This window comes from Geodermatophilus sp. SYSU D00684 (genome assembly GCF_054050455.1).
The window spans coordinates 13,926-40,835 of sequence record NZ_JBJGZI010000002.1 but is presented as its reverse complement, the minus strand read 5'-3'; the positions used below and the strand labels follow the sequence as shown (position 1 = coordinate 40,835).

20 protein-coding genes and 2 tRNA genes are annotated in these 26,910 nt (G+C 73.9%); 13 read left to right on the top strand and 9 right to left on the bottom strand.

The genetic code is table 11. The features are described 5' to 3' along the window. The first annotated feature begins 175 nt into the window (after positions 1–175). The 3 genes from ACI79L_RS01575 (at position 176) to ACI79L_RS01565 (ending at position 4,843) form a co-directional block, all read left to right on the top strand. Positions 176–1,813: a hypothetical protein gene (locus ACI79L_RS01575; protein WP_456935080.1), complete on the top strand. Its 1,638-nt coding sequence runs from the start codon at positions 176–178 to the stop codon at positions 1,811–1,813. A gap of 92 nt (positions 1,814–1,905) precedes the next feature. Then, the gene (locus ACI79L_RS01570) at positions 1,906–3,681 is read left to right on the top strand and encodes a bifunctional metallophosphatase/5'-nucleotidase (protein ID WP_456935079.1); all 1,776 of its coding nucleotides are present in this window, start codon (positions 1,906–1,908) and stop codon (positions 3,679–3,681) included. A gap of 160 nt (positions 3,682–3,841) precedes the next feature. After that, a complete protein-coding gene (locus ACI79L_RS01565) occupies positions 3,842–4,843 on the top strand; it encodes a sigma-70 family RNA polymerase sigma factor (protein ID WP_456935078.1) in 1,002 nt (333 codons plus the stop codon). 43 nt (positions 4,844–4,886) lie between these two features. On the opposite strand, the gene ACI79L_RS01560 is transcribed toward ACI79L_RS01565, so the two are convergent. Both ACI79L_RS01560 and ACI79L_RS01555 read right to left on the bottom strand, forming a co-directional pair. Next, positions 4,887–5,780, bottom strand: coding sequence for a YhjD/YihY/BrkB family envelope integrity protein (locus ACI79L_RS01560; protein WP_456935077.1), 894 nt, complete (start codon positions 5,778–5,780; stop codon positions 4,887–4,889). Positions 5,781–5,788: 8 nt separating this feature from the next. Further along, positions 5,789–7,411 carry an MFS transporter gene (locus ACI79L_RS01555; protein ID WP_456935076.1) on the bottom strand — a complete coding sequence of 541 codons (1,623 nt, stop codon included), beginning with the start codon at positions 7,409–7,411 and terminating at the stop codon, positions 5,789–5,791. A 115-nt stretch (positions 7,412–7,526) separates the two neighbouring features. Here ACI79L_RS01555 and ACI79L_RS01550 point away from each other — a divergent pair, with 115 nt between their 5' ends. Continuing rightward, positions 7,527–8,351: a M55 family metallopeptidase gene (locus ACI79L_RS01550; RefSeq protein WP_456935075.1), complete on the top strand. Its 825-nt coding sequence runs from the start codon at positions 7,527–7,529 to the stop codon at positions 8,349–8,351. Between the two features lie 13 nt (positions 8,352–8,364). On the opposite strand, the gene ACI79L_RS01545 is transcribed toward ACI79L_RS01550, so the two are convergent. Then, the gene (locus ACI79L_RS01545; protein ID WP_456935074.1) at positions 8,365–8,931 is read right to left on the bottom strand and encodes a hypothetical protein; all 567 of its coding nucleotides are present in this window, start codon (positions 8,929–8,931) and stop codon (positions 8,365–8,367) included. Positions 8,932–9,115: 184 nt separating this feature from the next. On the opposite strand from ACI79L_RS01545, the gene ACI79L_RS01540 reads away from it, so the two are divergent. Then, positions 9,116–10,576 (top strand): serine hydrolase domain-containing protein, encoded by a 1,461-nt coding sequence (locus ACI79L_RS01540; protein ID WP_456935073.1) that lies wholly within the window; start codon positions 9,116–9,118, stop codon positions 10,574–10,576. Positions 10,577–10,590: 14 nt separating this feature from the next. Here the strand turns inward: ACI79L_RS01540 and ACI79L_RS01535 are convergent, their stop codons facing one another. The 5 genes from ACI79L_RS01535 to ACI79L_RS01515 all read right to left on the bottom strand — a co-directional run bounded on the left by ACI79L_RS01535 (position 10,591) and on the right by ACI79L_RS01515 (position 14,793). Continuing rightward, positions 10,591–10,779 carry a hypothetical protein gene (locus ACI79L_RS01535; protein ID WP_456935072.1) on the bottom strand — a complete coding sequence of 63 codons (189 nt, stop codon included), beginning with the start codon at positions 10,777–10,779 and terminating at the stop codon, positions 10,591–10,593. Positions 10,780–11,397: 618 nt separating this feature from the next. Further along, entirely contained in the window at positions 11,398–12,003 is a 606-nt protein-coding gene (locus tag ACI79L_RS01530) for a dihydrofolate reductase family protein (RefSeq protein WP_456935071.1), read from the bottom strand. A gap of 657 nt (positions 12,004–12,660) precedes the next feature. Continuing rightward, the gene (locus tag ACI79L_RS01525; protein ID WP_456935070.1) at positions 12,661–13,263 is read right to left on the bottom strand and encodes a hypothetical protein; all 603 of its coding nucleotides are present in this window, start codon (positions 13,261–13,263) and stop codon (positions 12,661–12,663) included. A 667-nt stretch (positions 13,264–13,930) separates the two neighbouring features. Further along, a tRNA-Gly gene (locus ACI79L_RS01520) sits at positions 13,931–14,004 on the bottom strand. Between the two features lie 255 nt (positions 14,005–14,259). Next, positions 14,260–14,793: a DUF4395 family protein gene (locus ACI79L_RS01515; protein ID WP_456935069.1), complete on the bottom strand. Its 534-nt coding sequence runs from the start codon at positions 14,791–14,793 to the stop codon at positions 14,260–14,262. 713 nt (positions 14,794–15,506) lie between these two features. Here ACI79L_RS01515 and ACI79L_RS01510 point away from each other — a divergent pair. The 7 genes from ACI79L_RS01510 (at position 15,507) to ACI79L_RS01480 (ending at position 22,875) form a co-directional block, all read left to right on the top strand. After that, positions 15,507–16,958 carry an amidase gene (locus ACI79L_RS01510; RefSeq protein ID WP_456935068.1) on the top strand — a complete coding sequence of 484 codons (1,452 nt, stop codon included), beginning with the start codon at positions 15,507–15,509 and terminating at the stop codon, positions 16,956–16,958. Positions 16,959–16,972: 14 nt separating this feature from the next. After that, positions 16,973–17,046 (top strand) — tRNA-Pro (locus tag ACI79L_RS01505). A gap of 86 nt (positions 17,047–17,132) precedes the next feature. Next, on the top strand, positions 17,133–18,647 hold the full coding sequence (gene tig / locus ACI79L_RS01500) for a trigger factor (RefSeq protein WP_456935067.1): 1,515 nt from the start codon (positions 17,133–17,135) through the stop codon (positions 18,645–18,647). 251 nt (positions 18,648–18,898) lie between these two features. After that, a complete protein-coding gene (locus tag ACI79L_RS01495) occupies positions 18,899–19,534 on the top strand; it encodes an ATP-dependent Clp protease proteolytic subunit (protein WP_456935066.1) in 636 nt (211 codons plus the stop codon). A gap of 20 nt (positions 19,535–19,554) precedes the next feature. Beyond that, complete coding sequence (locus tag ACI79L_RS01490) at positions 19,555–20,184, top strand: ATP-dependent Clp protease proteolytic subunit (RefSeq protein ID WP_387985431.1); 630 nt, start codon at positions 19,555–19,557, stop codon at positions 20,182–20,184. Positions 20,185–20,490: 306 nt separating this feature from the next. Next, positions 20,491–21,765, top strand: a complete 1,275-nt coding sequence (gene clpX / locus ACI79L_RS01485) for an ATP-dependent Clp protease ATP-binding subunit ClpX (protein WP_456935065.1) — start codon at positions 20,491–20,493, stop codon at positions 21,763–21,765. Between the two features lie 849 nt (positions 21,766–22,614). Next, entirely contained in the window at positions 22,615–22,875 is a 261-nt protein-coding gene (locus ACI79L_RS01480) for a DUF559 domain-containing protein (protein ID WP_456935064.1), read from the top strand. Between the two features lie 42 nt (positions 22,876–22,917). Here the strand turns inward: ACI79L_RS01480 and valS are convergent, their stop codons facing one another. Continuing rightward, a complete protein-coding gene (valS, locus tag ACI79L_RS01475) occupies positions 22,918–25,503 on the bottom strand; it encodes a valine--tRNA ligase (RefSeq protein WP_456935063.1) in 2,586 nt (861 codons plus the stop codon). A 41-nt stretch (positions 25,504–25,544) separates the two neighbouring features. Here valS and folC point away from each other — a divergent pair, with 41 nt between their 5' ends. After that, positions 25,545–26,897, top strand: coding sequence for a bifunctional tetrahydrofolate synthase/dihydrofolate synthase (folC, locus tag ACI79L_RS01470; RefSeq protein WP_456935062.1), 1,353 nt, complete (start codon positions 25,545–25,547; stop codon positions 26,895–26,897). Positions 26,898–26,910: the final 13 nt, after the last annotated feature.

The window sequence follows — 26,910 nt, the reverse complement described above, 5'->3', positions numbered from 1 at the left end:
GATCCGCTGTCGGGCTGGCCCGACACCCGCTGCGCTCCTCATGTCGCCGGCGATGCTCCCGGTCGCGCCGGGCCGGTGTCCAGCGCCCTGGCTAGTGTCGGGCGCGATCCCCGTGCACGCCCGACGGCGCCGCGCTCCCGCGCGGCCGCGTGCCCGGTGGGACGGAGGTCTGCCCGTGCGCCCGAGGTCGGTGCCCGTCGCGCTCAGCGCGCTCCTCCTGGCCGCCGGGTGCACGGCCTCGACGGCGGCGGAGGGGGACGGGGGCGGCACCGCCTCGGTCGCGACCTCCGCGCCCGACCAGCGGCTGACCGTCGTCGCCGACGCCGAGCCCGCCGCCTCGGCCGTCAGCGCCAGCCGCGCGCTGTTCGACGAGGCCGGCGTGGTCGTCGTCGCCCCCGAGGGCGACCGGGCGGCCACCCTGCTCGGCGCCTCGGCCGCGGTCGGCCTGGGCGTGCCGCTGCTGCTGGACCCCGAGGGCGAGGACGGCGACGGCGCCGTCGCCGAGGAGATCGGCCGGCTGGGCGCGCGGACGGTCCTCGCCGTGGGCGCCGACACCGCGCCCGGGGACGCCGACGTCGTCGCCGCGCCGGCGAGCGCCGAGGCGGTCGCCGCCGCCACCGGCCTCGACCTCGCCGACGCCGACCCGGTGCCCGCCGACGGCGAGGCGGCCGCCGTCGCCGCACTCGAGGCCGAGGCGCCGGCCGCGCTGCGCCCCGAGGACGACGGCGCCGCAGCCGAGGGCGAGGCCGACGGCGAGCTGCCCGCGGTCACCCGTGCCGAGCCGCTCGAGGGCACCGTCGTCCTGGCCGACGCCGCGCCGGAGTCGCTGGCCGGCGTCGCCACCGCCCGGGCAGCCGGTGCGCGCGTGCAGGTGACCGGCGGGCAGACCGACCCGCGGGCGTCGGCCGACGCGGTCGAGGCGGTGTCCGGCGCGGAGACCGTCGTCGCCCTGGGTGCGGGCTTCGGCGCCGAGGACGGCCTGGACTGGAAGCTGGAGACCGCGGCCACCGGCACCCAGCTGCCCGGCGGCGGGCAGACGCTGTTCCCGCAGCACTTCATGGTGGCGCTCTACGGCCACCCGGGCACCGGCGCGCTCGGCGTGCTCGGCGAGCAGGACGTCGACGCGGCGGTCCAGCGGGCCCGCGACCACGCGGCGCCCTACGAGTCGCTGGTCCCCGACGCCACCGTCGTCCCCGCCTTCGAGATCATCGCCACGGTGGCCTCGGAGTTCCCGACCGACGGCAACGACTACTCCTACGAGGCGCCGCTGGAGCAGATCCGCCCGTGGGTGGAGGCCGCGGGGGAGGCCGGCCTCTACGTCGTCCTGGACCTGCAGCCCGGCCGCACCGACTTCGTCACCCAGGCCGAGCTGTACCGGCCGCTGCTGGAGCTGCCGCACGTCGGCCTGGCGCTGGACCCCGAGTGGCGGCTGGCGCCGAACCAGGTGCACCTCACCCAGATCGGCTCGGTCGGCGTGGACGAGGTGAACCGGGTCGTGACCTGGCTGGCCGACCTCACCCGCGAGAACCGGCTGCCGCAGAAGCTGCTCGTGCTGCACCAGTTCCGGGTGGACATGATCCCCGGCCGCGAGCAGGTCGACCTGTCCCGCGACGAGGTCGCCGTGATGGTGCACGCCGACGGGCAGGGCCCGCAGGGCAGCAAGCAGGACACGTGGCGGGTGCTGCACGGCACCGGCCCCGAGGGGCTGGCCTGGGGCTGGAAGAACTTCTACGACGAGGACACGCCGATGCTCACGCCCGAGGAGACGATCGCGCAGGTCTCCCCGCGGCCCCAGCTGATCAGCTACCAGTAGTCGCCCCTGTGCGACCGAGTAGTCACCCTCGGGAGTTAGCGTCGCCCCGCGCCCGGGACGCACGGGCGGCACACCGAGGGGAATCCGCACACATGCAGCGACGCAGGTACTGGGCCGCGGTCGCGGCCGCACTCGCGGTGACCACCGGGGCGGCGACGCCCGCGGCGGCCGCGCCCGCGGCAGCGGCCACCGACGAGCTCGACATCACCCTGCTGGCCACCACCGACCTGCACGGCCGGGTGCAGGACTGGGACTACTTCAAGGACGCGCCCTACAGCGAGAGGGACGGCCACGCCACGGGCCTGGCCCGGGTCGGCTCGGTCGTCGACAGCGTGCGCGACGCGCGCGGCGAGGAGAACGTGCTGGTCGTCGACAACGGCGACTTCCTGCAGGGCACGCCGCTGAGCTACTACTACGCGCGGCAGGAGCCGGTCACCGAGACCGGCGCCGAGCACCCGATGGCCGCCGCCTACGACGCCATCGGCTACGACGCCCAGGTGGTCGGCAACCACGAGTTCAACTACGGCCTGGACCTGCTGCAGGCCTACGCCGACGACGTCGACCACCCGGTGCTCGGCGCCAACGTGGTCGACGCCGCCACGGGCGAGCCGTACCTGCCGCCGTACACCCTCCGGAAGATGGAGGTGCCCGGCCACAAGCCGGTCACCGTGGGCATCCTCGGGCTGACCACGCCGGGGTCGGCGATCTGGGACCGCGGCAACGTCGAGGGCCGGGTCGAGTTCCAGGACATGGTCGAGGCGGCGGAGCGCTGGGTGCCGATCGTCGACGAGCAGGCCGACGTCGTCGTGGTGCTCTCCCACGCCGGCGTGGGCGGTGGTTCGTCCTACGACGCGTCGCAGGCCCCGACGGAGAACCCGACCGACGTCATCGCGCGGACGGTGCCCGGCATCGACGCCATGGTGGTCGGCCACACCCACCGCAACGCCCCGAGCCAGTTCGTCCGCAACGAGGACACCGGTGAGCAGGTGCTGCTGACCCAGCCCTACCGCTGGGGCGCCACGGTGTCCCAGGTGGACATCGGGCTGGAGAAGGTCCGCGGCCAGTGGGACGTCGTCAGCACCGCGGCCACGGCGCTGCGCACCGACGCGTACCCCCAGGACCCGGAGGTGCTCGCCGCGACCGACGAGGCGCACGAGACGACGGTCGCGTACGTCGGCCAGGTGGTCGCCACCTCCACCGAGCAGCTGACCACGGAGACCAGTCGCTACGAGGACACGCCGATCCTCGACTTCATCCAGCAGGTGCAGACCGAGACCGTCGAGGCCGCGATGGAGGGCACGTCGCGGGCCGACCTGCCGGTGCTGTCCATCGCGGCACCCTTCAGCCGTGAGGCGGTCTTCCCCCAGGGCGACGTCACGGTCCGCGACATCGCCGGGCTCTACGTCTACGACAACACGCTGGAGGCGGTCGAGCTCACCGGCGCCCAGGTCCGGGCCTACCTGGAGAAGTCGGCGGGCTACTTCGCCCAGGTGCCGGCCACCGGGGACGTCGACCTGGGGACCCTCACCAACGCGAAGGGCACGCCGGACTACAACTACGACGTCCTCTCCGGGGTCGACTACGACCTCGACGTGTCCAGGCCGGAAGGCCAGCGGGTCACCCGGCTGGAGTTCGACGGCGAGCCGGTGGCCGATGACGCGCGCTTCGTCGTCGCGGTGAACAACTACCGGCGTTCCGGCGGCGGTGGCTTCCCGGGCATCTCGACGGCGCCGGTCGTCTACGACGAGCAGCAGGAGATCCGCCAGCTGCTCATCGACTGGGCCCAGGACCGCCAGGTGATCGACCCGGCGGACTTCTACGACCTGAACTGGCAGCTCGTCCGCAACGGCGAGCCGCTGGTGCCCTGACGCACCCGTCCTCCCGCACACCCGACCGCCCCGCCGGAGCCCTCCGGCGGGGCGGTCGGCGTCCGGGGGCGTCAGCCCGCCGGGGGCTCCCGTTCCGTCGGTCCTCCGTGGTGGACTACCGCCCGTCGACGGGGATGGCGACCGAGGAGAGGTGGTCCGCGTGACCAGCGTGCTGAGCGGGGTGTCCGACGAGCTCGACCCGCGGCTGCTCGAGCACCGGCGGGAGCTGACCGGCTACTGCTACCGGATGCTGGGGTCGTCCTTCGACGCCGACGACGCCGTGCAGGAGACGCTGGTCCGCGCGTGGAAGAGCTTCGGCTCCTTCGAGGGCCGCTCCTCGCTGCGGTCCTGGCTGTACCGGATCGCCACCAACGTCTGCCTCGACCAGCTCTCCGGGCGGCAGCGCCGGGCCCTGCCCATGGACCTCTCCGGCTCGCCGTGGTCGCCGGTGGAGGCGTCCCTGGCCGCCAAGCGGCCGGCCGAGGCGTGGGTCGAGCCGGTCCTCGACCGCGCGGTCCTGCCCGAGGACGGCGACCCGGCCGAGCGCGCGGTGGCCCGCGAGTCGGTGCGGCTGGCCTTCGTCGCGGCGCTGCAGCACCTGCCGCCGCGGCAGCGCGCCGTCCTCCTGCTGCGCGACGTGCTGCGCTGGCACGCCGACGAGGTCGCCGCCCTGCTCGAGACCACCGTCGCCTCGGTCAACAGCGCGCTGCAGCGGGCCCGCGCCACGCTGGCGGCGATGGGCGGCACCCCGGAGCAGCGGCCGCTGGACCCCGACCACCGCGAGCTGCTCGACCGCTACCTCGACGCCTTCGAGCGCTACGACATCGACGCCTTCGTCGCCCTGCTGCACGAGGACGCCACCCAGCACATGCCGCCGTTCGAGATGTGGCTGGGCAGCGCCGCCGACATCGGCACCTGGATGCTCGGCCCGGGCAGCGGCTGCCGGAACTCCCGGCTGCTGCTCACCGAGGCCAACGGCAGCCCGGCGGTCGCGCAGTGGCGCCCCACCGGCGACGGCGGCCACACGCCGTGGGCGCTGCACGTCCTGGAGATCGAGGACGGCCGGATCCGGCACATCACGAGCTTCCTCGACCTGGACAACGACCTGTTCGCCCGGCTCGGCCTGCCGCCGACCCCGGACGCGGCGCCCGCCGCCGGCTGACCGCCCGGGACCGTCCGGTCCCCGGTGGAGGGCGGGCGCGCGGTCACCGCCGGCCGGCGGGCGTCTCGCCGTCCACCGCGCCGGGCGGTCGCGCGGCGGCGGCGTCCGTCGCCAGACCGAGCCGGGCGCGGAGCCGCCGGGCCCCCGGTTCCGGTGCGCGGTCGAACTCGGCGGCGACGATCGTCGTGACCACGACGATCACCGAGACGCAGAGGAGCCAGCCGACCAGCGCCAGCGTCACGCCGAAGAGGCCGTACCGGCGGCTGTAGGACTCCACGAGCAGAGGCATGTAGACCGCGGTGGCCAGGCCGTAGACCGCCGTGCCGAGGGCCATCAGCGCGCCCGTGGGCAGCAGCCGCCGCCAGGCCAGGCGGCGGCCGAGCAGCAGCCAGGGGATCGCGGTCCACAGCAGCCAGCTCGCCAGCAGGTGGCCGGTCCAGCCCAGCGCGCGGGGGACGGCCCCGGGGGCCGCGAGTCCGTGCAGGAACGACAGCAGCACGATCACGAGCACCAGGGCGGCGATCCCCAGCAGCGCGTCGGCCGATCCGCGCAGGCCGGCGCGCGGGGGCAGCCGCCAGGACTGCTCGTACATCCGCTGGAGCCGGCGGGCCAGCGAGACGCAGGAGAAGACGAGCAGGACGACGCTCAGCACGCCGGTGCCGGCGTCCCCGGTCACCGCGAACAGCTGCTCCACGTCCGCGGCGGCCGTACCGGTCAGCCGGAACCGGTCGATCACGACGTCGGCCACCAGCGACGCGTCGCCCGCGGGGGTCAGCAGGGACACGAGCAGGAGCAGGGGGATCAGCGCGGTGAGTGCCTGGGCGGAGACGGCCATGGCCCGGTCGATGCCGCGCTGCACCAGGAAGGCGGCGACGCAGCGGCCCGTGAACGTCGTCCCCAACCGCCGGGCGACGCCCCCGACCCCGTGGGCGGCCATCGCGGACCTCATCCCCGGACGGCGACGGGCGCGGGCTCCGCGGGCGCGGCGGGCGGTGCGAGGCACGCGGTGGGGAGGGAGCGGGTCAGGAAGAGGCTCAGCAGCGCGACGGCGGCCGCCGCGAGCAGGGCCGCCTTCAGGCCGAGCAGTTGCGCGTCGGAGTACGTCGCCACCAGGGCGTCGACCTCCGTCGCGGAGATGCCCGCCCGCTCGAGGGCGGTCTGCACCTGGTCGGCCGGGACGAAGCTGACGCCGCCGCTGATCGCCACGCCCACCTGCTCGGCGACGGCATCGCTGACCTGGGGGTCGTCCGAGATCCCGCGGGTGGCGGCGGCGGTCAGCGTGCCGATGAGGACCGAGCCGATGAACGCCGTCCCCAGCGACGATCCGAGGTTCTGCGCCGTGTACTGGAGGCCCCCGACCTCGCTGCGGTCGGCCTCCCCGACGCTGGACTGGGCGACGTTGCCGAGCTGGGCGGCCAGCAGGCCCATCCCGATCCCCAGCAGTGCCATCGCCAGCCCGAAGGACAGGTCGTCGAGCTCCGGCCGGACCGTCGCGAGCAGCCACAGCGACGCCGCGACCAGCACGGCGAACCCGACCTGCACCACCGTGCGCGGGCTGGCGACCCGGTTCAGCAGCGGCGCGCTCATCGCGGTGACCAGCATGAGCACCGAGACCGGGAGCAGCCGCAGGCCGGTCTGGAAGGCGTCGAGCCCCAGCACGACCTGCAGGTACAGCGGCACGGTGAAGAAGACCCCGAGCAGGACGAGGTTCTGCGCGAGGAGCGTCTGCACGGCCGCGCGCAGCGGGGGGACGGAGAACAGCCGCCAGTGCAGCAGCGGCTCCTCGCCGCGGGCCTCCCGGTGGCGCAGCCACGCCCGCAGCAGGCCCAGCACCACCAGGCCGCCGGCGATGACGAACGGCGTCAGCGAGAAGCCGAGGACGGTGACCGGCGAGTTGCGCGGCCGCAGCCAGCCCCAGGCGGTGCTCTGCAGCACCCCGAGGACGACCATCGCCAGCCCGAGCGCGGAGAGCGCCGCTCCGACGCCGTCGATCCGGGGGGCGGACGCCTGCGTCGGTGGGGTGTCCTCGATCCAGCGCAGCACCGCGAGGATCAGCAGCACGACGACGACCTCGCTGGCGAACACCAGCCGCCAGCTGAGGTACGTCGTCACCCAGCCGCCGAGCAGCGGGCCGACGGCGATCCCCGCCCCGGCCAGCCCCCCGATGACCCCGTAGGCCATCGCCCGGTCCCGCCCCCGGTAGTTGGCGGCCACCAGGGCGGCGAGCGCGGGCAGGACGAGCGCCGCGCCCAGTCCCTCCACCACCGACCACCCCAGGGCGAGGACCAGCACGGTGGGGGCCAGCGCAGTGGTCAGGGACCCCACCGCGTAGACGGTGAGCCCCACGGCGAAGGCCCGCCGCCGGCCGATCCGGTCGCCGACCTTCCCCCCGGTGAGCATGAACGCGGCCATGACGAGGGTGTAGAGGGTGATCACCGCCTGGATGGCGGTGACGGTCGTGTCGAAGTCCTCGACCAGCTGGCTGATCGACACGTTCATCACCGCGGTGTCGAGGACGGCGAGGAACTGCGCGGCCCCCAGGGCGACGAGCGGCTTCCAACGCGTCACCGCTCGACGCTGACCGCTGCCGCGGGGCCGGCGCATCGTCCCGGCGGCATGAAACCGGAGCGCCGGCGGCCACCTCGCCCGCGGGTCCCCCGGGAGCACCACCGAGGATGGGCGCGTGAAGGTCTACGTGTCGTCGGACATGGAGGGCACCGCGGGTGTCGTCGACTGGGCGCAGTGCCGCGGCCCCGGCGGGGAGTACGAGCACTACCGGCGGCTGCTGCAGGACGAGGTGAACGCCGCGATCGCGGGCGCGATGGACGCCGGCGCCACCGGGTTCCTCGTCAACGACTCGCACTCGACGATGCAGAACCTGCGGCCCGGCGAGCTGCTCGGCAACGCCCGCTACCTCGCCGGCCGGCACAAGCCGATGTACATGATGGAGGGGCTGGACGGCTCCTTCGACGCCGTCTTCCTCGTCAGCTACCACGGCTCGATGGGCGGGCCGTCCTCGGTGCTCTCGCACACCTACAACCCGGCGGCCATCGCCCGCGTGCGGCTCAACGGGGTGGAGGTGGGGGAGTCGGGCATCAACGCGCTGGTCGCCCTCGGCCACGGTGTGCCGGTCGTGCTGGTCACCGGCGACGAGACGACGGCCGAGGAGGCCCGCGCGGTGTGCCCGGGGATCGAGGCCGCCGTCGTCAAGCGGTCGGTGACCCGGTTCGCGGCCGAGAGCCTGCACCCGGCCGAGGCGTGCGCGCTCATCCGCGAGCGGGCCGCCGCCGCCGTGCGCGGCCTGCCCTCCGCCGGCCTCCCGGCGATCGACCTGCCGGCGACGCTGGAGGTCACCTTCCGCAACGCGGACCTCGCCGAGCTGGCCACCCGGGTCGTCGGGGTCGAGCGCGCCGGGACCCTCGACGTCCGGATCGCCGACGACGACCCGGTCGCCCTCTACCGGACGTTCGTGACCGTCGTGCTGCTCAGCCGCGGGTTCACCGACTGAGCCCGGGCCCCCGTCAGGTGACCCAGACCCCGCTGACGACGACCCAGATCCCGCCCTCGCCCTCCCGGGCCGGCTGACGCAGCTGCAGGGTGACGATGCGCCCGCTCGCCGGGTCGGTCACCTCGGCGGTGTGCGGGTCGGCGAGGGCGACCTCGGCGTCGTCCCAGCCGAGATCGCTCGCCACGAAGGCCGCGGCCACCGCCGCGACGTCGGTGCGCCACGGCTGGTGCCCGCCGTCGACCTGCGCCTGCAGCTCGGCGGCCTGCTCGGCGGTGAGGTCCTCGCCGGGGATCGCCGTGCCCGGTGCCGGCGCGGACCCGTCGCCCGGCTCCTCGCCATCGGGTGTCTGGCCGTCGGGTGTCTCGCCGTCGGGTGTCCCGTCGTCGGGCGGCTCGTCCGTCGGCGAGGGCCCGGGGCTCGGACCGGAGGGGGACGCAGTCGTCGAGGACGTCGCCGCCGGCGGGGTGGTGTCGTCGCTCCCGCCGCCGCAGCCGCCGAGGAGCGCCGCCAGCAGGACGGCGAGGACCGGGAGCACCCGGGCCGGCCGGAGGCGGTCCCACGCGGTGCCGGGTACGTCCATGGCGTCCTCCTCCGCCGCAGGCCCGGGGGCAGCGTGGGCCCGCGGGGCGGGCGGTGGCCAGGGCCGTGCGGCCGTGGGCGGCGGGGTCCCTGGCCCTGTCCGGGGGAGGCCGGACGGACGCGTCCCCCCGGCCCCGGGCGGGTCAGCCTGGACACGGGTCGCCGTCCGTCCGCCGGGAGGGGTCATGACCGCCGTGGAGGAGCTCCGGCTCGAGACGCGGGTCGCCGAGATCCGCGGCCGGCAGCCGTGCGTCGGGCTGGCGGTGGGTGTGGTGCGCGGGGGTGGCCTGGAGTCCTTCGCCGCGCACGGGCTCGCCGACATCGCGTCGCGGACCCCCGTCACCGAGGACACCGTCTTCCGCATCGGCTCCATCACCAAGACCGTCACCGCGATCGCGGTCCTCCAGCTGGTCGAGCAGGGGCGGGTCGACCTGGACGCGCCGGTCGACGACTCCCTGCGCGCCTACCGGCTCGTACCGCGGAGGTCCGGCTGGCGCCCGGCGACGGTGCGTCACCTGCTCACCCACACCGCCGGCGTCCCCGAGGAGGTGCCGCGCTCCGCCGCCCTCCGCCGGGACTTCGGGATCGGCTTCCCTCCCGGGCGGGTGCCGACGCCGGCCGAGTACTACCGCGGGCGGGTGCCGCTGGACGTCGAGCCGGGCACCCGGTTCCGCTACACCGACCACGGGCCGACGGCGGTCGGGCAGGTCGTCGAGGACGTCAGCGGCCTGCCGTTCGACCGGTACGTGCGCGAGCGGGTGTTCGCACCCCTCGGCATGACCGACTCCGATCTGGTCCTCACCGAGCGGCTGCGGCCGCGGCTCGCCACCGGCTACCGGCTCTCCGCGGCCGGGCCGCGCCCGGTGCCGCGGCGCGACGCGGTGACCGCCGCGGCCGGCAACGTCTACTCCACGCCGCGCGACATGGCCCGCTACCTGGCGGCGCTGACCGGCGGCGGCGCCAACGAGCACGGCCGGGTGCTCGAGCCCGCGACGCTGGACACGGTGTTCGAGCCGCACTACCGGCCCGATCCGCGGCTGCCCGGCATGGGGCTGGCGTTCTGGCGCGTCGACGGCCGTGGGCACCGCGTCGTCGAGCACCAGGGCACGCTGCCCGGCTTCGACGCGCAGGTCTTCGTCGCCCCGGACGACGGCGTCGGCGTCATGGCGTTCACCAACGGCACCCACCGGGGGCCGTTCTGGCTGCCCGGCGAGATCGGCGGCCTGCTCGAGGACCTGCTCGGCATCCCGCACCGCCGGATCCGCACCGACGTGCCGCAGCACCCGGAGGTCTGGGGCGAGCTGGTCGGCCGCTACCGGGTCCCCGGTCCGGTCACCGACGTGCGGGCCACCGCGTTCCTCGGTGCGGGCCTGGACGTCTCCGTCCGCGGCGGCCGGCTCTGGCTGCGCATCCTGTCCCCGGTGCCCGTCCTGGCGAAGGGCGTCGAGCTGCACCCGGACGACGAGGCCGACCCCTACGCCTTCCGGCTCGACCTCGGCCTCCCCGGCACCGGCGGCATCCGTGCCGTGTTCAGCCGCGACGCCGGCGGGCGCACCACGGCGCTGGCGCTGGAGATGCAGCCGGTCCGGGCCGAGCGGCAGCGGGGGACCGTCCGCGGGCGCCTCACCCGCGGGTCCACCGGCTGAGCGGCGTCGGCGGGCTAGATGCGGGTCAGCCAGACCACCGGCGGTCTGGCGCGCCGCGCCGCGAAGGCCTCCAGTTGCGCCGCGCCCGGGCGGCAGCCGCCCGGGCAGTCGAACTCCACGGCCTGCCCGTCGACCCACCCGACGGCCGCCGGCCGCCGGCAGATCGGGCAGTCCTCCCACGTGACCCGCTCGCTGGCTTCCATCGTGTCGCCTCCCGGTCCCGGGGACCTGCCCGGGCAACGGGAGAGGACCTGGGCACGCTGTTCGATCCAGGGCCCCTCTGCGGGACGACCGTAACCCCGCGTGTTCGGCACGAAACGGCCGCGGAACGGACGGCCTGTTCCGGTTCGCCGGGGTGCCGGTCGGGTGGCAGCAGGTGCCGGGGACCGACCCCGGCACGACCGGCTCCGATCCCGCTGACGACACGGCGCTCCCGTGCGGAGCAGCGGTCCGTGCCGTGGGGACTGCACCCGGTCCGGGCGCACCGCCTCCGGCGCCGCCGCGTCGCCGGAGCCCGGTGCGCCGCCGGGCTGCTGGTGCGATCGGGCGGCGCAACGACTCGGGACGAGGTGGTCGGGATGCCGAAGTTCGTCGTCTTCTCGTACACCCCGGAGGCGTGGAGCCGGATGATCGACCGACCGGGCGATCGCACCGCTGCCGCGAGTGCGTCGGCCGAGGCGGTCGGCGCCTGGCTGGAGGCGCTGTACTGGAGAGGTCTCGACGGCGCGCTCAAGAGCGTCCTGGGGACAGCACGGGCAGTAATGCCGCTTTGTGGCGCGGCGGGCTGTGGGGGCGTTCGACACCGGGCGGACGAGGCGACATCACGCAGGGGCGCCGAGCGGTGGGTGCTCGAGCACGCGTGGCTTGTACTCGACCATCAGGATGCGGCCGTCGAAAGTCCGGTGCTCGATCATCTCGAGGGCGACGTCCGGGTAGCCGTCGTAGATGCGTTCTGCGCCCGTGGCCCCGGTGATCACCGGAAACATCCCGACCCGGAAGCGGTCGACGAGTCCAGCTTGCAGCAGGGACCGGCACAGGCTGAGGCTGCCGATCGTGCTGAGGAGCTCCGAGCCACTCGCCTTCATGGCGCGGACCGCTTCGACGGCGTCGTCGCGGACGAGCGTGGAGTTGGCCCACGCCAGTGGCTCCTCCAGTGAGGTGGAGAACACCACCTTGGACGCTTGCGTGAGCTGGTCGACGGACGCCTCTTCTTCGGGCCTGAACTCGTCTTGGCCATGCGGGACCTCGCCGGCGGCGAAGCCCGACATCAGCCGGTAGGTGTTCGCTCCCATCAGGTAGGTGACCTCGGGCTGCTCGCCGAGCCATGCGAGGTACTCCGGACCCTCGAGGCCCCAGAACCCGGGCCATCCCTCTCCCGATGCACAGCCGTCGAGGGAGGTGATGAAGTCGACGAGAAGCTCCGACATGGTGGTGTCCTTTCTTCGCGTGTCAGAGCTTGGACCGGCCGGGAGGCACGAAGTGATCGACCGCGCGTCCGCACGACACCTGAGCTGGCACCGCTGGTGTCCCTGGGTGGGCCGCTCGGGGCACCGTCGCCCGGCTCGCCGTGAGGCCGCCTGGGGGACATCGGACCTTTCTGCTCCACGTGTGACGTCGGCTGGCACGTCAGGGCGATTCGGGGAGCTGGGATGCTCTGCGGTGCCTGTGAGCATCCGTGGGATGACGACATCCAGCGGCCGTGAAGCGCAGCGACCCAACCCCGCCCTCGCATCGCTCGCGCGGTTACTGAGCACCTAGCGCACGACCGCGACACCGCATGTGCCAGGGACGACCTTCCACGGCCGTACGTCGTTTGCACGGCACGAGGGGGGCGCCTTCGTCCTGATGAGCTACGAGATCGACGAGCCGGAGATCCCCAGCGCCGTGGCGGTGAGCTGACCCCCGGCTGGCCTCCCGGCGGGCCAACGTTGCCCCGTCGGGCGTAGCGCCCGGCAAGGGTCGTCGGCCGGAGATATCTGCGCAGGCCGAGGGCGGCGCGGGGCGCACAGCCCCGAGGAGTCGTTGCCTCGGGCTGTCAGGAGAAGCCGCCGGATTCGCGGCGGGGAGGATGAGCCAGCCAGGGCTCAGGCGGTGGCCGGCGGCCGAACGGCGATGATCACGGCGGCGATGGCGAGGGCCAGCAGCAGGAGCAACAGCAGCAGCGGCGCAAGCAGGGCGATCAGCACCAGCCCCGCGATCACCAGGATCTTCGTCGGGGTGCTCAGCGCGGTGAACCAGGCTTTGATCGCCGCGAGCACGGGGTTGTGGCCGGTCAGGACTGCGCGCAGGGCGGCCCACGCGGCCCGCCGGGTTCCGCCGCCGCGGCCGGCGAGGCCGTCCAGGGCCGCGGCGATCCGGGATGACCACCGACGGACCATGCGCCGGACTGCTCGCGCCGGACGAGCGCCGAGCCCGTCCAGCGCGGCACGGGCGCGGCGCAGCTCCGCCGAGAGGATCGTGCCGATGCCGCGAGACTGCCGAGTGGTGCCCGTGCGACGGGGGGCGGGGCGGGGGTGCGGCTGTGGCCGGCCGGAGCTCGGCGTGCGGCCGTCGGTGCGGCCACCGTCGTGGGTGGAAGCCGGTCCGCCGGATGCCCTGGCCTCGCGGCTCGCCTCGGGCCTGCCGCCGGTCAGATGGTCCTCGGCGCTCGCCGGGCGCCGTCGGCGCTCGGTGGGCGGCTGCGCCACGCGGGCGCCGGCGCCGGCATGTCGTTCGGTGACCGCACGAGCGTCCCGACCGTGTTCGGTATCACGACGGTTCGGCCCAGCCCGATCAGCACTGGTGGTCGGCCGCGTGGCTGCGGCCGTGCCGGTCCGCGACGAGCTGGCGGTCCGCGTGGCACGAGTGGGGCTGCGCTGTGAACTGGTGGCCCGCGACGCCGCACGACGCTCCGGCGCCGCACGACGCTCCTGAGCCATACCGCGACTCCTCCGCTGTGAAGCGAGAACCTGACCCGTCGCTGGTCCTCAGGGGTACCCACCCGCGGGGCCACGGCAATCCTCGTAGTGCGGGCCTGGAGGCTCTGCCCCGTCCGGCGCCGCTCCGCCCCGGGGTCGGCCACGGGCGCCAACGCGAAGACCTGCTGCTCCCGCTGCTGAGCGCTCGGCGCGCCCAGCTGAAGACAACGAGCAGTGCGCACGCACAAACGCCAGCGGCTCGTGACCCAAGTGGGTCATGGGCTCGGATCGCGGTCTGGTAGGCCGTTCCGCCACCCGGTTCAAGCGGACGGCGTGACCCGTTCATGACCCACGCAGCGGAGAACAGGGGTCCTGAAAGGGTCCGAACGGGCCCTCCCCAGGGTCCTCCAGACCTTCTTCAGGGAGCCTGACAGGCCGGTTGACCTGCGGAAACGCGTGGAGCGGGTGACCGGGATCGAACCGGCATGGCCAGCTTGGAAGGCTGGGGCTCTGCCATTGAGCTACACCCGCGGGACTGTGGGAGAGAACCTGCCCCCTCGCCGTGAGGAAACCCAGCCGACCAAGATCGACCGAGGTTCCAGTCCGAGTTGAGGGTAGCGCGCGCTGGATCCAGGGGGCGCGGCGGCGCGGGATCGCGCACTGGGCAGGCCCCGGCGTGGCTGGGAGGGTCAGGTCCGGGGAGCGGAGCCAGGCGGCGTCGGTCAGCTCGGAGCCGTCGGCGTGTCCCGCCCGCCCCGGCCGCCGTCCGCAAGTGGGAGAGGCCGGCTATCTGACGGGAGTCCGGCCAAGGGCGGTGGATCGGGGCTCGCCTGGAGAATGCTCGCGGAGCCACTGGCCGAAGACCATCCGGTAGATCCACGATCCGAGACACCAGAGCGTCGTGGTGAGGATCGTGGCACCGATGACCACCATCCCTCCCAGGATGTATCCCAGCGCCGGCAGCCCGTACGCGAAGGACAAGGCGGCACCCGCCAGCGAACCGGCGGAGAGGAAGTAGGAGAACCGTCTCGGTCTCGGTGTCGGCGGCAGCGGTGGCGCACCGAACAGATGGCGAACGCCGAGGTTGTAGACCAGATCGATGATCATCGCCCTGGGGAACAGGGCCCCACTGAGGGCGACGAGAGCCATCGACCCGAGCCAGACGGGCGACTGCAGGACCAGCCCGATGACGATCAACGTGGTGGCCACCGCCGGTGTGAACCGCAATGGCCACGCATAGCGGGACTTGGCCTCCCGGCCCAGGTATCCGAAACCCTGCCCGTTCAGGTTGTTGTCCGTGAAAGCACCGACCGTGGCCATCCGAGGCTCCTCCCGTCACCTGCCGTCGGACGCCGATGACGAGGCGGACGCTAGGTGTGAGGGGTGCTGTCGGGCAGAGCCGATGCGCTCGAACGGCCGGGGGCTTCGGGCAGTGGGTCCAGGGTCGAGTGGCGCAGGGGCGGATGAGCTCTGGAGTCGATTCGGCCGTGGCCCCACCGGGTGACCTGCGGACCGGCGGCCCTCGACGTGGGGGCGTTCGGCCCTGTCGACCCCGGCAGGGCGAGGGCGGTGCGTGCGGCCGACCCGTGCGGGTGGCGGACTCGTATCGGGTGCCGGTCCGGCCGGTGACGGCGCGACGTCGCTCTCCTCGGTCGGCGCGCTGGCCGTCCTCGCCGCCCTCTTCGGGGCCGGGCAGGAGGCCGTCACCCGGTTCGCCGACCACGAGGCGAGCGGGCTTCGGTCCTGACGGTCGAGCGCTCACGCGGAGCGCCGAAGGCGGATCCACGGCCCGCGTCACGGCTTCCTCACAGGTCGGTCGCGGGTGTGGTCGGCGCCGTGAGCGGGACGGCCCGATCGGGCCGACCCGGATGGAGGAGCTGCTGATCGCCGGCTGCGGCGACGCGCCCCGTCCGTGGCCGGTGACGAGGTGCAGGGGAGCGCAGTGCGGGCGCGGGTCCCCGGGTTCTCCGACCGCACGGTCCGCCCGCGAGGTGCCCGCCCGGCGCGGCGGACCGGGCCGATAGCGTCCGGGCGTGACCGAGCCCACAGAGCTGGACGCCACCGCGCAGGCCGACCTGGTGCGCCAGGGGGAGGTGAGCCCCGCCGAGCTCGTCGACGCCGCCATCTCGCGGATCGAGGCGACGAACGAGCAGTTCGCCGCCGTCATCCGGGAGCGGTTCGACGCCGCCCGCGCCGAGGCCGCCGGCACCCTGCCCGACGGGCCGTTCCGCGGCGTGCCGCTGCTGCTCAAGGACATGGGCGCGCACATGGCGGGGGAGGAGACCTGCTACGGCCTGGCCGCGCTGCGCGACGCGCAGGTCCGCTGGCGGCGCGACAGCCACCTGGCCGAGGCCTTCCGCGCCGCCGGGTTCGTCGTCCTCGGCCGCACCAACGTCCCCGAGCTCGGCACGACGGTCACCACCGAGCCTGCCGCGAACGCCCCGGCCCGCAACCCGTGGGACCCCACCCGCTCCACCGGCGGCTCCAGCGGCGGGTCGGCCGCGGCCGTGGCGGCGGGGTACGTGCCGGTCGCGCACGCCAGCGACGGCGGCGGGTCGATCCGCGTCCCCGCCAGCGAGTGCGGGCTGGTCGGGCTCAAGCCCAGCCGGGCGCGGGTCAGCCAGGGCCCCGACGTCGGCGAGGGCTGGGCCGGCGCCACCATCGACGGCGTCGTCACCCGCAGCGTCCGCGACACCGCAGCCGTCCTCGACGCGATCGGCGGCCCGATGCCCGGCGACCCCTACGCCGCGCCGCCGCTGCCGCGCCCGCTGGTCGAGGAGGTCGGCGCCCCGGTCGGCCGGCTGCGGGTCGGCCTGGTCGACGCCCCGCCGCACGAGCGCTGGCTCGACAGCCCCGAGTGCCGGGCCGCCGTCGCCCGCGCCGGCCGGCTGCTGGAGGACCTCGGCTGCGACGTCGAGCCCGCCGCGCCCGCCGCCTTCTTCGACGACGCCTTCTCCCGGCACTTCAACGCCACCATCGCCGCCGACACCGCCCGCATGCTCGCCGACCTCGAGCGGGTCCTCGGCCGGGAGATCGCCGACGACGAGCTCGAGCCGCGCAACGCCCACTACCGGGCCGCGGGCCACCGCACCACCGCGGCCGAGTACCTCGCCGCCCGCGCCTGGCTGGGCTCCTGGTGCCGCCGGATGGCCCGCTTCTGGACGCCGGCCGCGGACGGCGGGCAGGGCTTCGACCTGCTGGTCACCCCGACCGTGGGCGCACCCCCGCCGGAGCTCGGCTGGTTCACCGCCGCGGGCCCCCGCGAGGAGGGCCGCCGGATCGGGGCGTTCATCCCCTACACCGCCCAGGCCAACGTCACCGGCCAGCCGGCGGTCAGCCTGCCGCTGCACACCACCGACGCCGGGCTGCCGGTCGGCGTGCAGCTGGTCGCGGGCGCCGGGCGGGAGGACCTGCTCGTGCGCGTCGCCGCCGCGCTGGAGGAGGCCGCCCCGTGGGCGGCACGCCGTCCACCGGTGCCCGCCTAGACTCGCAGCCGCCACGGGGTGTGGCGCAGCTTGGTAGCGCACCCGCTTTGGGAGCGGGGGGCCGTGGGTTCGAATCCCGCCACCCCGACCCCGCCCCCGGCGTCTCTAGACTCGGGGGTCGACCCGGCGCCGGTCCCGGCGTCCCCTTCCGTCGTACCGAGGAGCACTGCCGCTGTGAAGAGCACCATCGAGGAACTGGGCCCCACGCGGGTCCGGATGGCGATCGAGGTGCCGTGGGGAGACCTGGACCACGCCTTCGGTGAGGTCTACAAGGAGCTCAAGCGGCAGGTGCGCGTCCCCGGGTTCCGCCCGGGCAAGGTGCCCAACCGCATCCTCGACCAGCGCATCGGCCGCCCGGTCGTCCTCGAGCAGGTCGTCCAGCACGCCATCCCGGAGGTCTACTCCGAGGTCGTCCGCGACAACCAGGTCCGCGTCATCGGCCAGCCCGACATCGAGGTCACCCGCCTCGACGACAACGACACCCTGGCGTTCACCGCCGAGGTCGACGTCGCGCCGAAGATCGAGCTGCCGGCCCTCGAGGACCTGAACGTCACCGTCGACGACGTCGAGGTCACCGACGAGGAGATCGACCAGCAGGTCTCGGTCATGCGCGAGCGCTTCGCCATGCTGACCGGCGTCGAGCGCGCCGCCCAGGACGGCGACTACGTCTCCATCGACCTGGAGGCCCGCGTCGGCGACGAGGTGCTCGAGGACGGCACCACCAGCGGCATGTCCTACGAGGTCGGCTCCGGCTCGCTCATGGAGGGCCTCGACGACGCCGTCCGCGGGCTGTCCGCCGACGAGTCGGCCACCTTCGAGACCCCGCTGCAGCAGGGCCCGCACGCCGGCGAGCAGGCGCAGGTCACCGTCACCGTCCGCTCGGTGAAGGCCAAGGAGCTGCCCGAGCTCGACGACGAGTTCGCCTCCACCGCCAGCGAGTTCGACACCCTCGAGGAACTGCGCGACGACGTCCGCACCCGGCTGTCGCGGGTGAAGGTCATGCAGCAGGGCGCGCAGGCCCGCGACAAGCTGGTCGAGCACCTGCTCGAGGCCACCGAGGTCCCGATCCCCGAGGGCCTGGTCGACCGGGAGCTCGAGTTCCGCAACAACGCGCTGACCAACGAGCTCAACGGCGCCGGCATGGACTGGGACACCTTCCTGTCCATGTCGGGCAGCGAGGACCGCGAGGCCTACGACGCCGAGCAGCGGAAGAACATCGAGGAGGCGGTCCGCACCCAGTTCGTCCTCGACGCGATCGCCGACGCCCGCGAGATCACCGTCGACAACGACGACCTGTCGGCGCAGATCATGGCGCAGGCCTCGCGCAACCGGATGAGCCCCGAGCAGTACGCCCAGCAGCTCCAGCAGAGCGGCAACATCGCCGAGTTCGTCGCCGACGTGCGCCGCACCAAGGCGCTGGCCCAGCTGCTCGAGCAGACGACGATCACCGACGCCTCGGGCAACGTCGTCGACCTCGAGGCCGCCCGCCCGCAGACCGTGCGCGCCGCCGAGGCCGCCCCCGCGGCTGACGACACCGCCGCTGACGCCACCGCCGCTGACGCCACCGCCGCTGACGACACCGCCGCCGAGGAGGCCGACGAGGCCCCCGACGCGGAGGTCGCCGACGCGGCCGCCGTCGAGGCGACCGAGGGTGCCACCGAGGACAGCGGAGACGTCGCCAAGGGCTGAGCCCCGGACGCTTCCTGCGGACGCCGTCCTGCCCCGCGCACGCGGGGGAGGGCGGCGTCCGTCGTCTTCCCGGGGGCGCGCTGCGCCGTCGGCGAACAGGCCCCCGCGCCGGGACTCCGGGCCCGGGGGTGCGCGTTAGGGTCGACGTGACTCGGGGCGGACGCCGGGGGTACGGCCCGCCAGGGCCGCCGGCCCCGCCTCCCGCCCACCGAGACCGACTCGATCCACCGCCAACGGAGGTCACACCACCCGTGAGCACCCACCCGAACCCGGCGAACAGCCCGCTCATGCGGGGCGGCGCCGGGGGGATGAACCTCAACGACTCGGTCTACGAGCGCCTGCTGCGCGAGCGCATCATCTTCCTGGGCACCCAGGTCGACGACGTCATCGCCAACCAGCTGGCCGCACAGATGCTGCTGCTGTCCGCCGAGGACCCCAAGCAGGACATCCACCTGTACATCAACTCGCCGGGCGGCTCGGTCAGCGCCGGCATGGCCATCTACGACACGATGCAGTTCATCGACTGCGACGTCGCCACCTACGGCATGGGCCTGGCCGCCTCGATGGGCCAGTTCCTGCTGACCGCGGGCACCAAGGGCAAGCGCTACGCCCTGCCGCACGCGCGGATCATGATGCACCAGCCCTCGGCCGGCGTCGGCGGCACCGCCGCGGACATCGCCATCCAGGCCGATCTGTTCCGCCGCACCAAGCGCGAGCTCAACGAGCTGCAGTCGCTCCACACCGGCCAGTCCATCGAGCAGATCGAGCGGGACTCCGACCGCGACCGCTGGTTCACCGCGCAGGAGGCCCTCGAGTACGGCTTCGTCGACCACGTCGTCAGCCGCGCCGCGATGACCGACAGCGCCAACCCGGTCTCCGACAACTGAGCAGCGAGGACTGACAGACGATGAGCGACTTCCAGCTGCCCTCCAGCCGGTACGTGCTGCCCTCCTTCGTGGAGCGGACCAGCTACGGCATGAAGGAGAGCAACCCGTACAACAAGCTCTTCGAGGAGCGGATCATCTTCCTCGGGGTACAGATCGACGACGCGTCGGCCAACGACGTGATGGCCCAGCTGATCACGCTGGAGTCGGCCGACCCCGACCGCGACATCACGATCTACATCAACTCGCCCGGTGGCTCGTTCACGTCGCTGATGGCCATCTACGACACGATGATGTTCGTCCGCCCGGACATCCAGACCGTCTGCATGGGCCAGGCCGCCTCGGCCGCCGCCGTCCTGCTCGCGGCCGGCACCCCGGGCAAGCGGCTGGCGCTGCCGTACTCGCGCGTGCTGATCCACCAGCCCTCCGGCGAGGCCGGCGGCCAGGTCTCGGACCTCGAGATCCACGCCGCCGAGATCGCCCGCGTGCGGGCCCAGATGGAGGAGATCCTGGCCCGCCACACCGGCCGCTCGGTGGAGCAGGTCCGCGCCGACATCGACCGCGACAAGATCCTGACGGCCCCCGAGGCCAAGGAGTACGGGATCGTCGACCAGGTCATCCAGAGCCGCAAGCTCAACGCACTGCCGGTCTGATCGCCGTGATCGCCCGATCGGTACGGGTCGAGTCCGCGCGTGTCGCGCTCTCGGCCCGTACCGTTCGGGGTGCAGTGCCGGGAGTGACGCGCGAGTCGGACGCCCCCGGCGCACCGGGGCGTCGAACCCCCGCGGCGTCGGCGGCGACAGGTACCGTCGGCGAGCGCCCGATCCCCGGCCGGCAGCGCCGGGAGGACACCCTCGCGGCACCCGCTCCCGCGGGGCCGAGCACGGGCAGCAAGCGACACACGATCCGCAGGTCCGAACCCCCGGGACCTGCCAACCCCCTGAGGTGGAGGTCACCAGGTGGCACGAATCGGTGAGAGCGGTGACCTGCTCAAGTGCTCGTTCTGCGGGAAGAGCCAGAAGCAGGTCAAGAAGCTCATCGCGGGCCCCGGCGTCTACATCTGCGACGAGTGCATCGACCTCTGCAACGAGATCATCGAGGAGGAGCTCTCGGAGTCGTCGGACCTGAAGTTCGACGAGCTGCCGAAGCCCCGCGAGATCCACGACTTCCTCGAGCAGTACGTCATCGGCCAGGAGAAGGCCAAGCGCACCCTCGCCGTCGCGGTCTACAACCACTACAAGCGGGTGCAGGCCGGCGGTGAACGCTCCAGCCGGGACGACTCGGTCGAGCTCGCCAAGTCCAACATCCTGCTGATGGGCCCCACCGGCTGCGGCAAGACGCACCTCGCGCAGACCCTGGCCCGGATGCTCAACGTCCCGTTCGCGATCGCCGACGCCACGGCGCTGACCGAGGCCGGCTACGTCGGCGAGGACGTCGAGAACATCCTGCTCAAGCTCATCCAGGCCGCCGACTACGACGTCAAGCGGGCCGAGACCGGGATCATCTACATCGACGAGGTCGACAAGATCGCCCGCAAGAGCGAGAACCCGTCGATCACCCGCGACGTCTCCGGCGAGGGTGTGCAGCAGGCGCTGCTGAAGATCCTCGAGGGCACGACGGCGTCGGTGCCCCCGCAGGGCGGCCGCAAGCACCCGCACCAGGAGTTCATCCAGATCGACACGACGAACGTGCTGTTCATCGTGGGCGGCGCGTTCGCCGGCCTGGAGAAGGTCATCGAGCAGCGGGTCGGCAAGCAGGGGATCGGCTTCGGCGCGGAGATCCGCGGCAAGAAGGAGATCGAGGAGGCCAACGCCTTCGCCGAGGTCATGCCCGAGGACCTGCTGAAGTTCGGGATGATCCCCGAGTTCATCGGCCGGCTCCCGGTGATCACCAGCGTGCAGGCCCTCGACCGGGACGCGCTGATCCAGATCCTCACCGAGCCGAAGAACGCCCTGGTGCGCCAGTACCGGCGGCTGTTCGAGCTCGACGGCGTGGAGCTGGAGTTCACCGACGACGCCCTCGAGGCGATCGCCGACCAGGCCATCCTCCGCGGCACCGGGGCCCGCGGGCTCCGGGCGATCATGGAGGAGGTGCTGCAGTCGGTGATGTACGAGGTGCCCAGCCGCGAGGACGTCGCCTCGGTGGTGATCACCAAGGAGGTCGTCCTGGAGCACGTCAACCCGACGATCGTGCCGCGCAAGCCCACCCGCGAGCGCCGCGAGAAGAGCGCGTAGCACCGCGACAGCGTCGACGAGCCCGTCCCCGATCCCGGGGGCGGGCTCGTTCGCGTTCGGGGACCCGAACGTGTGCGCCAGAGCCGCGTTCCGGGCCCCGGGATGCGGTCCCGGCGCACACACTCACCGAGCCACCGTCCACAGATCCCCGGACGGCGGAAGCAGGCGGTCCCCGGTCGGTCACCGTCGCCGGATGACCCACGACCCCGCCGCGCTCGTCGGCCCCGACGGCTGGACGACCTGGGAGGCGCTGACCGCCCGGGTGGACCGCGGGACCGTCGCCCGCTGGGTGGCCGCCGGGCGGCTCTCGCGGCTGCAGCCCGGCGTCTACGCCCTGCCCGGGCCGGCCGGCGAGTGGCGGCTGCGCGTGGAGGCCGCCGTCCGCAGCTGTCGCGGGGTGGCCAGCCACCGGTCCGCGCTGGCGCTGTGGGAGCTCGCCCCGCCTGGCGGGCCGGTGCACCTCACCGTGGGCCACACCCGCAGCGGGCGGGGGACGCCGGGTGTCGTCCTGCACCGCACCCGGGCCCTCGACGACAGCATCCGCCGGGTCGAGGGGCTGCCGGTGTCCTGTCCCGAGCGGGCCGTCGTCGACGCGTGGGGGAGTCCGGGCGGCCTCTCCCGGGCGGAGGTCCGCGCCGCGGCGATCGACGCCGTCCGCCGCCGGCTGTGCCGGCCGCAGGACCTGCTGGCCGAGATCGACCGCCGTCCGTGCCTGCCCGGCCGGGCCGCGCTGGTCGACCTCGTGCGCCTGGTGGCCGAGGGCTGCCGCAGCGAGCTGGAGATCTGGGGCTGCCTCGCCGTGCGGCGCGGGCCCGGCATGCCGCCGTTCACCCAGCAGCGGCGGATCGAGTGGCGGGGGAGGTGTTCGTCCTCGACGCGGCCTACGAGGAGGTGCGGTTGGCGGTGGAGATGGACGGTGCCGCCTGGCACGGCTCCCGGGCGCAGCGCGAGCGGGACATCCGGCGCGACGCCCTGCTCGCCACGCGGGGCTGGCAGACGCTGCGGTTCGGCTTCCGGCGGCTCACGGCCGAGCCGGTGGCCTGCCGCCGGGAGATCCTCGCCGTCCACGGGGCGCGCCGACGGCTGTTCGGCGCCGACCGTGTGCGCTGACGCCGCGTTCCGGTCGCCCGGATGCGGCGTCAGCGCACACGCTCACCCCTCCGCGGGGGCGGCGAGGACGACGTCGACGGTCAGCGGGCCCTCGCCGGCGACCACGGTCAGCGAGGCGATCCGCCCGGCCGACACCAGGTCGTCCCGCGCGGCCTCCACCTGCGGCACCTGCGCCTCCGGCGCGGTCACCGTCGCGGACTCGACGTCGGCCCGCATCGACTGCTTGGCCTCCGACTTGGCCTTGCGCACCGCGGCCAGCGCCTCGGCGGCCACCTCGACCACCGCCGGGTCCCCGCCGGTCGGCAGCTCGGCGGCGGCCGGCCACGCCGCGCGGTGCACCGAGCCGGCCTGCCACCAGGACCAGACCTCCTCGGTGACGAACGGCAGCACCGGCGCGAACAGCCGCAGCTGCACCGACAGCGCGAGGGCCAGCGCGGCCTGCGCGGAGCGGGCGGCGTCGTCCGAGCCGTAGGCGCGGGACTTCACCAGCTCCACGTAGTCGTCGCAGAACGACCAGAAGAACGCCTCGGACACCTCGAGCGCCCGGGTGTAGTTGTAGGCCTCCATCGCCGCGGTGGCCTCGTCGACGACGTCGGCCAGCCGGCGCAGCAGCCCGAGGTCGATCGGCTCGGTGACCTGCCCGGCGGAGAGGTCCGCTGTGACGCCGAGCCCCAGCACGAACTTGCCGACGTTGAGGATCTTCATGGCCAGCCGGCGGCCGACCTTCATCTGCGCCTCGTCGAACGGCGAGTCCGCGCCCGGCCGGGCGCCGGCGGCGCGCCAGCGGACCGCGTCGGTGCCGTAGCGCTCGAGGACGTCGATCGGCGTGACGACGTTGCCCTTGGACTTCGACATCTTCTTGCGGTCGGGGTCGACGACGAAGCCGGAGATGGTGGCGTGCGTCCACGGCACCGCGCCGAACTCGAAGTGCGAGCGGACGACGGTGGAGAACAGCCAGGTGCGGATGATGTCGTGCGCCTGCGGCCGCTGGTCCATCGGGAAGACGTGCGTGAACAGCTCGGGGTCGGTGTCCCAGCCCGAGGCCACCTGCGGCGACAGCGACGACGTCGCCCAGGTGTCCATGACGTCGGGGTCGGCCATGAACCCGCCCGGGACGCCGCGCTGCGACTCGTCGAAGCCCGGCGGCACGTCGGAGGACGGGTCGACCGGCAGCGACGCCTCGTCGGCGAGGATCGGCTCGTCGTACACCGGCTCGCCGGCCTCGTCGAGCCGGTACCAGACCGGGAACGGGACGCCGAAGAACCGCTGCCGGCTGATCAGCCAGTCGCCGTTGAGGCCCTCGACCCAGTTCTCGTAGCGGTGCCGCATGTGGTCGGGCACCCAGGTGATCTCCCGGCCGCGGGCGATCAGCGCGTCGCGCAGCTCGGGGGAGCGCCCGCCGTTGCGGATGTACCACTGCCGCGTGGTGACGATCTCCAGCGGCCGGTCGCCCTTCTCGAAGAACTTGACCGGGTGGGTGATCGTCTTCGGCTCGCCGTGCAGGTCGCCGGACTCGCGCAGCATCTCCACGATCCGCTGCTGGGCGCTGAACGGCGTCTTGCCGGCCAGCTCGGCGTACACCGCGGCGGGCACGCCGTCCGGGGCGTCGGCGACGAAGCGGCCGTCCCAGCCGACCACCGCGCGGGTGGGCAGCTGCAGCTCGCGCCACCAGGTGACGTCGTTGAGGTCGCCGAAGGTGCAGATCATCGCGATGCCCGAGCCCTTGTCCGGCTCGGCCAGGCGGTGGGCGACCACCGGCACCTCGACGTCGAACAGCGGCGTGCGCACCGTCTGCCCGAACAGCGCCTGGTAGCGCTCGTCGTCGGGGTGGGCGACCAGCGCGACGCACGCGGGCAGCAGCTCCGGCCGGGTGGTCTCGATGAAGACCGGGCCGTCGGCGGAGTGGAACGAGACCCGGTGGTAGGCGCCGGGGCGCTCGCGGTCCTCGAGCTCGGCCTGGGCGACGGCGGTGCGGAAGCTGACGTCCCAGAGGGTCGGCGCCTCCTGCGCGTAGGCCTCACCGCGGGCCAGGTTGTGCAGGAACATCCGCTGCGCGGTGGCCCGCGAGGTCTCCGAGATGGTCCGGTAGACGTTCGACCAGTCCACCGACAGCCCGACCCGGCGCCACAGCTGCTCGTAGGCGTGCTCGTCCTCCTCCGTCAGCTGCATGCACAGCTCGACGAAGTTGCGCCGGCTGATCGGCACCTGGTCCTTGCCGGGCTTGGCCGGCGGGGTGAAGCCCGGGTCGTAGGGGAGCGAGGGGTCGCAGCGGACGCCGTAGTAGTTCTGCACCCGCCGCTCGGTCGGCAGCCCGTTGTCGTCCCAGCCCATCGGGTAGAAGACGTGCCTGCCGCGCATCCGCTGGTAGCGGGCGACGATGTCGGTGTGGGTGTAGCTGAACACGTGACCCACGTGCAGCGACCCGCTGGCGGTCGGCGGCGGGGTGTCGATCGAGTACACCTGCTCGCGCGGCGCGGCGAGGGCGGCGGCGCGGTCGAAGGCGTAGGTGTCCTGCTCGGCCCAGCGGGCGACCCAGGTGTCCTCGAGTCCGTCGAGGCTCGGCTTCTCGGGTACCCCGGCCCCGGCTCCCGGGGTGGTGCTGACCGGGGGAAGGGGATCGGCGACCATGCCCCCATCCTAGGAAGTGCGCGGCTGGCATCCTGGGGAGGATGAGCAGCAGTCCCGAGGCCGAGCTGGCCCACGTCGAGAAGGAGCTGCTGGCGCGCTGGCCGGAGTCCCGGCTGGAGCCCTCGCTGGGTCGCATCGCCGCCCTGGTCGACCTGCTGGGCAACCCGCACCGGGCCTACCCGGTCGTGCAGGTCGCCGGCACCAACGGCAAGACGACGACGTCGCGGATGGTCGACGAGCTGCTGCGCGGCTTCGGCCTGCGGGTGGGCCGGTTCACCAGCCCGCACCTGCAGTCGGTGCGCGAGCGGATCGTGCTCGACGGCGAGCCGGTGAGCGCCGAGCGGTTCGTGGAGACCTACGACGACATCGCGCCCTACGTGCAGATGGTCGACGCCGCCGGCGAGCACCCGATGAGCTTCTTCGAGGTGATGGTCGGCATGGCGTACGCGCTGTTCGCCGAGGCGCCGGTCGACGTCGCGGTCATCGAGGTCGGCATGGGCGGCACGTGGGACGCCACGAACGTCGCCGACGCGCGGGTCGCCGTCGTCACGCCGGTGGCGCTGGACCACGCCGAGTACCTCGGCCCCGACGTCGCCACGATCGCCGGCGAGAAGGCCGGGATCATCAAGCCCGACGCGATCGCCGTCCTCGCCCACCAGCAGCCCGGCGCGCTGGACGCGCTGGTCCGCCGCGCGGTCGAGGTCGAGGCCGTGGTGGCGCGCGAGGGCACCGAGTTCGGCGTGCTGGACCGGCGGGTCGCCGTCGGCGGGCAGCAGCTGCGGCTGCAGGGCCTGGGCGGGGAGTACGACGACGTCTACCTGCCGCTGTTCGGCGCGCACCAGGCGCAGAACGCGGCCACCGCGCTGGCGGCGGTCGAGGCGTTCCTCGGCGCCGGCGCGGCCACCGGGACCGTCGACGTCGAGACGGTGCGCGCGGCCTTCGCCGCCGTGCGCTCGCCCGGCCGGCTCGAGCGGGTGCGCACCAGCCCGACGGTGCTGGTCGACGCCGCGCACAACCCGGCCGGGATGGCCGCGACCGTCGAGGCCATCCGGGAGTCCTTCGACTTCACCCGGCTGGTCGGGGTGGTCGGCGCGGTGCACGGCAAGGACGTCGAGGGGATGCTGCGCGAGCTGGAGACCGTCTGCGCCGAGCTGGTGGTGACGCAGAACAGCTCCCCGCGGGCGATCCCCGCCGACGAGCTCGGCGCGCTCGCCGTGGACGTGTTCGGCGCCGACCGGGTGAGCGTCTCCCCGCGGCTGCCCGAGGCGCTCACCGAGGCGATCGAGCTGGCCGAGGCCGGTCCCGACGACGCCCTCGGCGGTTCGGGCGTGCTGGTCACCGGCAGCGTGATCACCGCCGGCGAGGCGCGGACCGTCCTGGGCGGGCGGTCGTGACCGAGCTCGCGAG

What these genes read in the sequence shown, in the direction of transcription:
- ACI79L_RS01570 (WP_456935079.1), top strand. Translation starts at nt 1,906, where the DNA reads ATGCAGCGACGCAGGTACTGGGCCGCGGTCGCGGCCGCACTCGCGGTG.
- ACI79L_RS01560 (WP_456935077.1), bottom strand. Translation starts at nt 5,780, where the DNA reads ATGGCCGCCCACGGGGTCGGGGGCGTCGCCCGGCGGTTGGGGACGACG.
- ACI79L_RS01545 (WP_456935074.1), bottom strand. Translation starts at nt 8,931, where the DNA reads ATGGACGTACCCGGCACCGCGTGGGACCGCCTCCGGCCGGCCCGGGTG.
- ACI79L_RS01540 (WP_456935073.1), top strand. Translation starts at nt 9,116, where the DNA reads ATGACCGCCGTGGAGGAGCTCCGGCTCGAGACGCGGGTCGCCGAGATC.
- ACI79L_RS01535 (WP_456935072.1), bottom strand. Translation starts at nt 10,779, where the DNA reads ATGGAAGCCAGCGAGCGGGTCACGTGGGAGGACTGCCCGATCTGCCGG.
- ACI79L_RS01530 (WP_456935071.1), bottom strand. Translation starts at nt 12,003, where the DNA reads ATGTCGGAGCTTCTCGTCGACTTCATCACCTCCCTCGACGGCTGTGCA.
- ACI79L_RS01515 (WP_456935069.1), bottom strand. Translation starts at nt 14,793, where the DNA reads ATGGCCACGGTCGGTGCTTTCACGGACAACAACCTGAACGGGCAGGGT.
- ACI79L_RS01490 (WP_387985431.1), top strand. Translation starts at nt 19,555, where the DNA reads ATGAGCGACTTCCAGCTGCCCTCCAGCCGGTACGTGCTGCCCTCCTTC.
- valS (WP_456935063.1), bottom strand. Translation starts at nt 25,503, where the DNA reads ATGGTCGCCGATCCCCTTCCCCCGGTCAGCACCACCCCGGGAGCCGGG.
- folC (WP_456935062.1), top strand. Translation starts at nt 25,545, where the DNA reads ATGAGCAGCAGTCCCGAGGCCGAGCTGGCCCACGTCGAGAAGGAGCTG.